10 protein-coding genes and 2 pseudogenes are annotated in these 7,362 nt (G+C 42.3%); 8 read left to right on the top strand and 4 right to left on the bottom strand.

Going from position 1 to position 7,362, the window contains the following annotated elements:
• Positions 1-47: 47 nt before the first annotated feature.
• Entirely contained in the window at positions 48-449 is a 402-nt protein-coding gene (locus tag AC5JMK_RS10685; protein ID WP_495910049.1) for a type II toxin-antitoxin system VapC family toxin, read from the bottom strand.
• Positions 449-748, bottom strand: a complete 300-nt coding sequence (locus AC5JMK_RS10680) for a helix-turn-helix domain-containing protein (RefSeq protein ID WP_495910048.1) — start codon at positions 746-748, stop codon at positions 449-451. The genes AC5JMK_RS10685 and AC5JMK_RS10680 overlap by 1 nt, the downstream gene beginning before the upstream one ends.
• Positions 749-987: 239 nt before the next feature.
• Here AC5JMK_RS10680 and AC5JMK_RS10675 point away from each other — a divergent pair, with 239 nt between their 5' ends.
• From AC5JMK_RS10675 to AC5JMK_RS10660, 4 genes are all read left to right on the top strand, one after another.
• Positions 988-1,383, top strand: coding sequence for a nuclear transport factor 2 family protein (locus AC5JMK_RS10675; RefSeq protein ID WP_495910047.1), 396 nt, complete (start codon positions 988-990; stop codon positions 1,381-1,383).
• A 309-nt stretch (positions 1,384-1,692) separates the two neighbouring features.
• Positions 1,693-2,178, top strand: a complete 486-nt coding sequence (locus AC5JMK_RS10670) for a VOC family protein (RefSeq protein WP_495910046.1) — start codon at positions 1,693-1,695, stop codon at positions 2,176-2,178.
• An 840-nt stretch (positions 2,179-3,018) separates the two neighbouring features.
• Positions 3,019-3,390: a DUF5674 family protein gene (locus tag AC5JMK_RS10665; RefSeq protein WP_495910045.1), complete on the top strand. Its 372-nt coding sequence runs from the start codon at positions 3,019-3,021 to the stop codon at positions 3,388-3,390.
• Positions 3,371-3,727 (top strand): hypothetical protein, encoded by a 357-nt coding sequence (locus AC5JMK_RS10660; RefSeq protein WP_495910044.1) that lies wholly within the window; start codon positions 3,371-3,373, stop codon positions 3,725-3,727. Before AC5JMK_RS10665 ends, AC5JMK_RS10660 begins: the two co-directional genes overlap by 20 nt.
• Before the next feature lie 125 nt (positions 3,728-3,852).
• On the opposite strand, the gene AC5JMK_RS10655 is transcribed toward AC5JMK_RS10660, so the two are convergent.
• Positions 3,853-4,263 (bottom strand): hypothetical protein, encoded by a 411-nt coding sequence (locus tag AC5JMK_RS10655; protein ID WP_495910043.1) that lies wholly within the window; start codon positions 4,261-4,263, stop codon positions 3,853-3,855.
• Positions 4,264-4,399: 136 nt separating this feature from the next.
• Here AC5JMK_RS10655 and AC5JMK_RS10650 point away from each other — a divergent pair, with 136 nt between their 5' ends.
• The gene (locus AC5JMK_RS10650) at positions 4,400-5,086 is read left to right on the top strand and encodes a thermonuclease family protein (protein ID WP_495910042.1); all 687 of its coding nucleotides are present in this window, start codon (positions 4,400-4,402) and stop codon (positions 5,084-5,086) included.
• A 60-nt stretch (positions 5,087-5,146) separates the two neighbouring features.
• Here AC5JMK_RS10650 and AC5JMK_RS10645 read toward each other — a convergent pair whose 3' ends face one another.
• Positions 5,147-5,386 (bottom strand): hypothetical protein, encoded by a 240-nt coding sequence (locus tag AC5JMK_RS10645; protein WP_495910041.1) that lies wholly within the window; start codon positions 5,384-5,386, stop codon positions 5,147-5,149.
• A gap of 361 nt (positions 5,387-5,747) precedes the next feature.
• On the opposite strand from AC5JMK_RS10645, the pseudogene vapC reads away from it, so the two are divergent.
• From vapC to AC5JMK_RS10630, 3 genes and pseudogenes are all read left to right on the top strand, one after another.
• Positions 5,748-6,151, top strand: a pseudogene (gene vapC / locus AC5JMK_RS10640) (type II toxin-antitoxin system tRNA(fMet)-specific endonuclease VapC).
• A complete protein-coding gene (locus AC5JMK_RS10635) occupies positions 6,141-6,488 on the top strand; it encodes a hypothetical protein (protein ID WP_495910040.1) in 348 nt (115 codons plus the stop codon). The pseudogene vapC and the gene AC5JMK_RS10635 overlap by 11 nt, the downstream one beginning before the upstream one ends.
• A gap of 120 nt (positions 6,489-6,608) precedes the next feature.
• A pseudogene (locus AC5JMK_RS10630) lies at positions 6,609-7,346 on the top strand (serine/threonine protein kinase); the annotation flags it as partial.
• Positions 7,347-7,362: the final 16 nt, after the last annotated feature.

Genomic DNA, 7,362 nt, shown 5'->3' with positions numbered 1-7,362 from the left:
TCAATGATTTCAATGACTGGTTGCCCCTGGTTGCACGAACCTTCTATTTACGCCATACCAGGAATCTGTCTAAAATGGCGAAGGTTTCGCGTAACCAACACAGCTTGATTGGAGAGAGCAATACTAGCAATCAACAAATCGGCTCGTCCAATTTTCTGTAGTTTGGAGATGGTACGCAATCGGTCAAACTGTTCTGCCGCTCTTTGAGTGACTGGCACAATTAAAAGTTGATTGAGCAGTTCTTCAGTGCGAAATAAAAGCGACTGTGCTTTGAGTAAATCTGCACCTGTTTGAGCTTTGAGGAGATAGTCAATCCGTCCACGCAAAACTTCACCTTTGGTAATGATGGTAACGCCAACGTCTGGATCGTCCACAGACCTCAATCGCTCAACTACATTTGACTGTCCAGCATAAAAATGAGTCAGGGTGTCGGTATCAAGCAAGTACATTAATCGACCGACTCCGTATCTACTTCAGGGCGTTCCCTGTTTTGATAAATTGTTTCTCTCAGTTGTGCCAGAGTCTCATCATCTGCTAAAGTGCCTGCCTGTTGAAGCAGAATAGCTCGACCGCTTTTTGAACGTAACCAGTCGTCAATTGCCACTTTTAAGAATCTCCAGTCATTTTCAATTTTGCGACCAGGGATATTTCCAAGCATTGTTTGATGCACAACTGTTTGTGTGGGCAGTCTTAGATAAACTGAGGCTTCTTCGAGGGTTAGAACGTCTGGTAGTGTTACTCGCTCCATAACTCACGATTTGGCGTGTAAAATCTTAGGTTTATCCTAACAGTATGTAGAAGAAAACGAATTTGCGGTATCTTGTAGCTGACTGCTCCTCCACACTGCTACTTAAAATAATTACATAGAAAGGGGTTGCAGGATGACAGACCCACAAGTTCTACTCTCCAGCCATCAACGGCGCGACGAATGCCCACACTGGGCTGCTTTGTTGTTTTAATGACATTCGTATTGGATGGTGAACAATTATGAGTTCAAATCAACAGTTTCTGCAAAATTTATACGAAGCCTTCAACAAAGGCGAGATTGAAACAATCATCTCGGTGATGCACCCGGACGTGAAATGGGCGAACGGGGTGTCAGGCGGTTTCGTTTATGGACGCGACGCGGTGCGCGAATACTGGACTAATCAATATAAGGTTATTCAAGTGCAGCTTGAAACCTTAAAATTCGAGACGGATGAAAACAATCGAAATGTCGTTACCGTTCATCAAATCGTCAGAGATTTGCAAGGCAATTTGCTTGCAGATGCAACAATTCAGCAAATCTTTACTATTGAGAATAGTTTGATTAGTGTTTATGAAATTGGCGAAACCGAAACAATCCAACAGATGATTCAAAAGACGAGAACTCCCAATGAGTAATTGGGAAGGCAGTTACAATTCGAGCCGTTGCTTTTAGCGATCGCAATGAAGAAGGGTTAGTAAATTCGGTCAGATTCTGTGTGCTGGGGCATAGTAAATTATGTGGGCGAATTCAGTTGCAATATCAGAACCTGGGATGGAGAGTACACAGTTGAAAATCTTTACAGATGGTTGGGTGGAAAGATTCTTAGTCTCATAGTACTCTTGTTCTATATTGGAGATCGCCATGTTATAGCTGCTTGGACGCTCTGTTTTTTGCGTAGGCAGTCTCTCGGTACTGGTAAATTCTAATCTCAATGGAGAAGCGACATGACAAAAATAGCAAAGAACACGGTTTGCCTTTGGTATGACGGGAGCGCCGAGGACGCGGCACGGTTTTACGCCGCTACCTTTCCAGACTCTTCCGTTGATGCTGTGCAACGCGCGCCGGGTGACTTTCCGTCCGGGAAGGAAGGGGATGTGTTGACCGTTTTGTTCACTGTAATGGGCATTCCGTGCCTTGGTCTCAACGGAGGATCTGCGTTCAAGCATAACGAGGCGTTCTCATTTCAGGTCGCAACCGCTGACCAGACTGAAACGGATTGCTACTGGAACGCAATCGTCGGCAATGGCGGACAAGAGAGTGACTGCGGCTGGTGCAAGGACAAGTGGGGATTGTCGTGGCAGATCACGCCACTGGCGCTGACAGAAGCAATCACCGATCCCGACCCTGCTGCCGCCAAGCGCGCATTCAATGCAATGATGACGATGCGAAAGATTGACATCGCCATGATCGAGGCGGCGCGCCGTGGCTGAGATACTGGCAGTCTAACAATCCCAATGCACACCGACTGTTGAGAGGCGATCGGTTGGAGTTCGAGGTTATCTGCGGCGGGTGATTAGGAACGTTGGTCTGCATTGAGTTATTGGTTAGGACAGTATTGAAAGGCGATCAATTAGAATCAAGCATTACCCTTGCGAATGCGCTCAATTGCAGCACTCATTGCTGAGTTTGAGGTGGTGCAGGGTGTTTTGTTTGAAGCTTGGGTGGGTTGGTTTAGTGTGCTGTTTGTTAACTAACGGTTCACAAAAACTGAGAATAAGCACGAATGTCATTTCCAATTCGCAATTACCAATTCGCAATTCGCAATTAACACCCCACAACTGAAGTTGGGGGCTTGAATATTGATACTACGTGTTTGGTTTTATTTCATAATTAAAATCAGGGGCTTGTACCCTAAATGAGTCCGCAATTGCGAATTGCGAATTGCGAATTGTTCGGTCACGGATGATGAGTTGCACCGTCAGAACCTGAGATGGCTAATACACGCTTGGTTTGCAGTACCTAAAATCATACAATTACCTACCGAACGACTGTGAGCAGATGCAGAGCTCCTTTGCGATGCCTGACGGCAAGCCCTCCGGGTTCAGCAGTTTCAACTCGACGGGAACCGCCAAGACTTGAACTGCTTCACCGCAAAGCGTCTACGCATCAGTAGAATATATTCCGACTTGCTGGAGGAGACGGTCAAAAATCTGTTGCAGTCATTGAGTAAGCTGAACCGCGCTTTTTTGACGGCTGTGGAGGAGAAGTTGCGTAAGGATTCTGGAGACTGAAATTAAAGACTAATGCAACAATGCTTTAGATAATTCATCATGCATGGTAGGGGTAGAAATTTAGTACTGATTATCAAGCAAAGAGCAACATTGGAAGAATTTCACCAAATGCTGCAAACTTTGGAACTATATATCAAAATAGCAGTAGATATAGAAAGAGGGATATTAGCAGGGGGAGGAGAGAAACACGCTTTTTGTGAAGCAGCATTGCTCGAAGACTGTAGTAGACAGCGAGATATTTGGGGTGCTGACTGGACACACTTTGACCAATCAATAGCTTATGAATCGATTATTAACATTCGCCCCAGTCAAAATAATCGCTCGATGCTTATTCAAGATCCAGAAATCAAAGAACGTGTTAAACAAATCGCTCAGAAGTTGATAGGTGGATATGAACCAGAAATTAGATAAAAAACAAGCACGTTTTCAAAGTGACAATACATCAACTCGCTTAGGACACATAGCTTCTAATTTAGCGAGGATTAGAACATTTTGTAACAGCGCTTATAAAGAAGCTGTTGAGAGTGTTGCAGATGAAACTATGTATTTTATCGAATGGACAGCAGCAGAAATTGAACCTGAGTATGCCGAAGAATTGGTGAACATTCAAGTTCAAATAGCACAATGGAAATTAAAGTTCGATAATCTTTGGTCTAATGATAGCGAACGTAAAAGTTTGTCCGAGCAAGCTAGTATTTGGTCAGAGCAAGTATTAGATATGTCAGGGTTGCTGTCTGAATCTATCTAACATTTTAACTATGATCGCGGTATTTTAGGTTTTGTAAAAAAACGAGCAATCCCTTATCGTTTCTGGAGAAATAATTAATTCTGGCAATAACATTTCTTGGAAGCCTCCTATACATTGCCCATGTTTCAATTGAGATCGTTATGATTAGGTGTTGATAATTGAAGTACCTCAGAAAAACGTGAATATTTAACCACATTAGTAGGAGGATAATCTTGCGACACTGCAATCAACCCAATTTTAAGATCATCGAAATAAATCACACCCCCAATACGCCGTTCAATTTGGAAAGGGGCGTGAAAAAAACCATACTCTGCAATGTAGATGGGTAAAAAGTCAGTAATCTTTACTGCTCTGCCAAACATTTGCTCACAAGTTTTTTGGATGACACCATCTAGGTATTCATTATAAGTAGGCTCTCCCAGATCAGTAAATTCAGGATGATCCGCAAAATTATCCATATAAAATAACCAGATATTGGATAAGTCTGCAACACTCGTCAGTTTTTGCTTGAGTTCCAGCAATCGTTCGATTTTCATAGCGTGGATATTGATGAGGTGGGACGATAAAAAACTTAAATGTTTATTTTTAGGATTCGATTATCAGAACTCTAATAAATGCTAATTATTGCCTCATAATTGGGAACCCTAAAGTTTAGAGTAACTTTTAATACTGATGTTATCTAACTTTCGCTTGATTGCTGTTGGCGCTCTGCTGTTAGCTCAAACAACATTACCTGTATTTGCCAACAACCTTACTGCTACTGTCGTAAGTGTAGGCGATGGCGATACAATACGTGTCAGAAGTAGTAACAAAACTATAACAGTGCGGTTAGCTTGCATCGATGCACCAGAGATGAAACAAAATCCTTGGGGAGTGCAATCATCAGCAAGACTCAAACAGTTGCTACCAGTAGGACAAGCCGTAACTCTGCGCCCTTCTGAAACCGACAAGTATAAACGTTTGGTAGCAGAGGTGTTTGTTGGCAATCGCAGTATCAATGTCAACATGGTGCAAGAGGGACAGGCTGTAGTCTATCGCCAGTACCTAAAAAGCTGTCCAGAGTCTCAAAATAGCTTGTTGCAAGCTGAAAATTACGCTAAACAAAAACGTTTAGCTTTCTGGAATCAGTCGAATCCTGTGATGCCTTGGGATTTCCGCAAAGGCCGTAAAAAGACAACTACACAACCGACTTCACCGCAGCAGCAGAATAACTGTGACCCTTCTTACCCGGATTTTTGTATTCCTCCAAATTCCCCTGATTTGAATTGCCGAGACATCACCCAAAGAAGGTTTAGGGTATTGCCACCAGATCCGCATGGGTTTGATAGAGATAGGGATGGGATAGGTTGCGAACGGTAACTAGAATGAGAAGGGCTGCAAGGGGATACTATATACATCTTCAAAATTGGTATAAGTCCTCTAATTGTTACTTAGTGTGTGGGGTAATTCGTCTTCTTCGTCCTCTTCGTATTCTTCATCTTCGTCTTCATTAGACCATGTAATTTTCAATACCGAAAGCGCTACTTTTAAACGCTCTTTATAAGCTGAGTCAAAATTACTATCTTTTGAGGTTAATGCCGCTTCGACAAAATTGGCAGATGCCTTCGCGGCTTTATATAGTGCTTCTAGAGCTTCATCAAAAAACTTTTCTTGTGACATAGCGCTCCTGACTTTGAATGTTAATTGAACTTAATCAACACCTTTACTATGATCCGAGTGCGACAAAATAGCAAACGATAAGACTTTACACTTTTGTTGAACTTAAAAGTAATTAATGGAATTATGGACTGATTTAGCTGAATGACCTCAAGTCTCATAAACATCTCTTTTTTCAGCGCGGCTTGCACACTCTATCCCTTATTCAACAATCTCTGTAGCTTCTTGTCACCCTTTAAAGTTTATTCGAGTGGGCTGGAAGAGTGGGTGCAGAGGTTTTTGGAGTCGTTGGGGAAGCTGAAGCGGGCTTATTTGACGTTGTGATTGATTTTGAAGGTAATTTTGAGACAAGGGAAGAAATTGTGTGAGGTATTTATTAGATACCAATGTTTGCGCTCGTTATCTCAATGGTAGGTCACTGGCAATTAGAGAACGCTTACAGTCAACAAATGTAGAAGAGATTGCTGTCTGTTCACTTGTAAAGGCAGAGTTGTTTTATGGTGCGATGAAAAGTAATAATCCCCAAATTACTTTAGCTCGACAACAGCAGTTTCTCAATTTGTTTCGCTACCTTTTGATGATATTACTGCCCTGAGTTACGGTAGAATTCGTGCAGAATTATTCGCAAAAGGTACTCCAATAAGCCCTAATGATTTCCAAATAGCTGCAATTGCTTTGACACATAACTTAATATTAGTCACGCACAACACGAGAGAATTTAGTCGCGTCAATGGACTGGTGATTGAGGATTGGGAGCTTGAGCAATGATATCTTGTGTCTGTCCACAACCTTGGACAATCTAGGATTGAGGAGCAAAGGTGGGTGTTGGGCAATTGTCAGCGCAGTGAATGAGTTTAGCTGTACTGTGAGGATGTGGGATGGCGAGTATGCCGTTGGGTTGCAGCACATGAAGTCTTACGATTACTTGCCTGCTGAATGTGAGCAGATCAAAGAAATCAGCGATCGCATCAGTCGGGTGTATTCGAGTGGGCTGGAGGAGACAGTTAAAAATCTGTTGCAGTCATTGGGGAAGGTGAATCGGCCTTATTTAACGGCTGTGGAAGAGAAATTATTGAGTGTTTTGGAGGCTGAAATTAGAGTTTAGTTATCAGTACCTTATTTCATCAAATTTATTATCGATTACCAAACAGCAAGTAATTATTCTCGAAATGAGAATTGCTGTATAGTTTGAGGTATGCCAGATTATAGTCTTAAGAGTTGCTCTATGATTGCTCTACCTGGTATTGCCATTCAAAACAAGATATATGAAAGTTCTAATTCTCTAGTTTATCGAGGTATTAGAGACGATGGAGTGGCGATCGCCATCAAAATGCTAAAGCTTGATTATCCCTCACCTCAAGAATTGACTCGCTACAGACAGGAATATAAAATTACCAGCTCCCTAAATGTAGAAGGAGTTATCAAAGCATATAGCCAGCAGGACTATCAACGCACTTTAGTAATTATCTTAGAAGATTTTGGGGGAGAGTCCTTAGAGCAATGGATGCATAAGCGCCCAGATATTTTTTGCCCCATGCCTTTATCCAGTTTTCTAAGTCTAGCGATCGCCCTCACAGACATTCTAGGCAAAATCCATGCAGCTAATATCATTCATAAAGATATCAACCCTGGAAACATAGTCCTCAATCTGGATACTGGCGTTGTCAAAATTATTGACTTTGGAATTGCCACCCAATTTAACCGCACAAATCCGACTTTCAAAAACCCTTATGTATTAGAAGGGACACTTGCATACTTATCTCCAGAGCAAACAGGGCGGATGAACCGTTTGCTCGATTACCGGACTGATTTCTACTCGCTGGGCGTGACGTTCTACGAACTGCTCACCGGACAACTACCGTTTTCTACCACAGACATACTTGAGCTAGTCCATTGTCATATTGCCAAACATCCGATTCCGCCTAATAGACATCTCCGACAACTATCAAAGCCTTTATGTGACTAGCTCTTAGGGTGCA

The organism is Pelatocladus sp., from assembly GCF_059505505.1.
The sequence above is the reverse complement of the archived record's forward strand: the minus strand, read 5'-3'. Positions and strand labels throughout refer to the sequence as shown.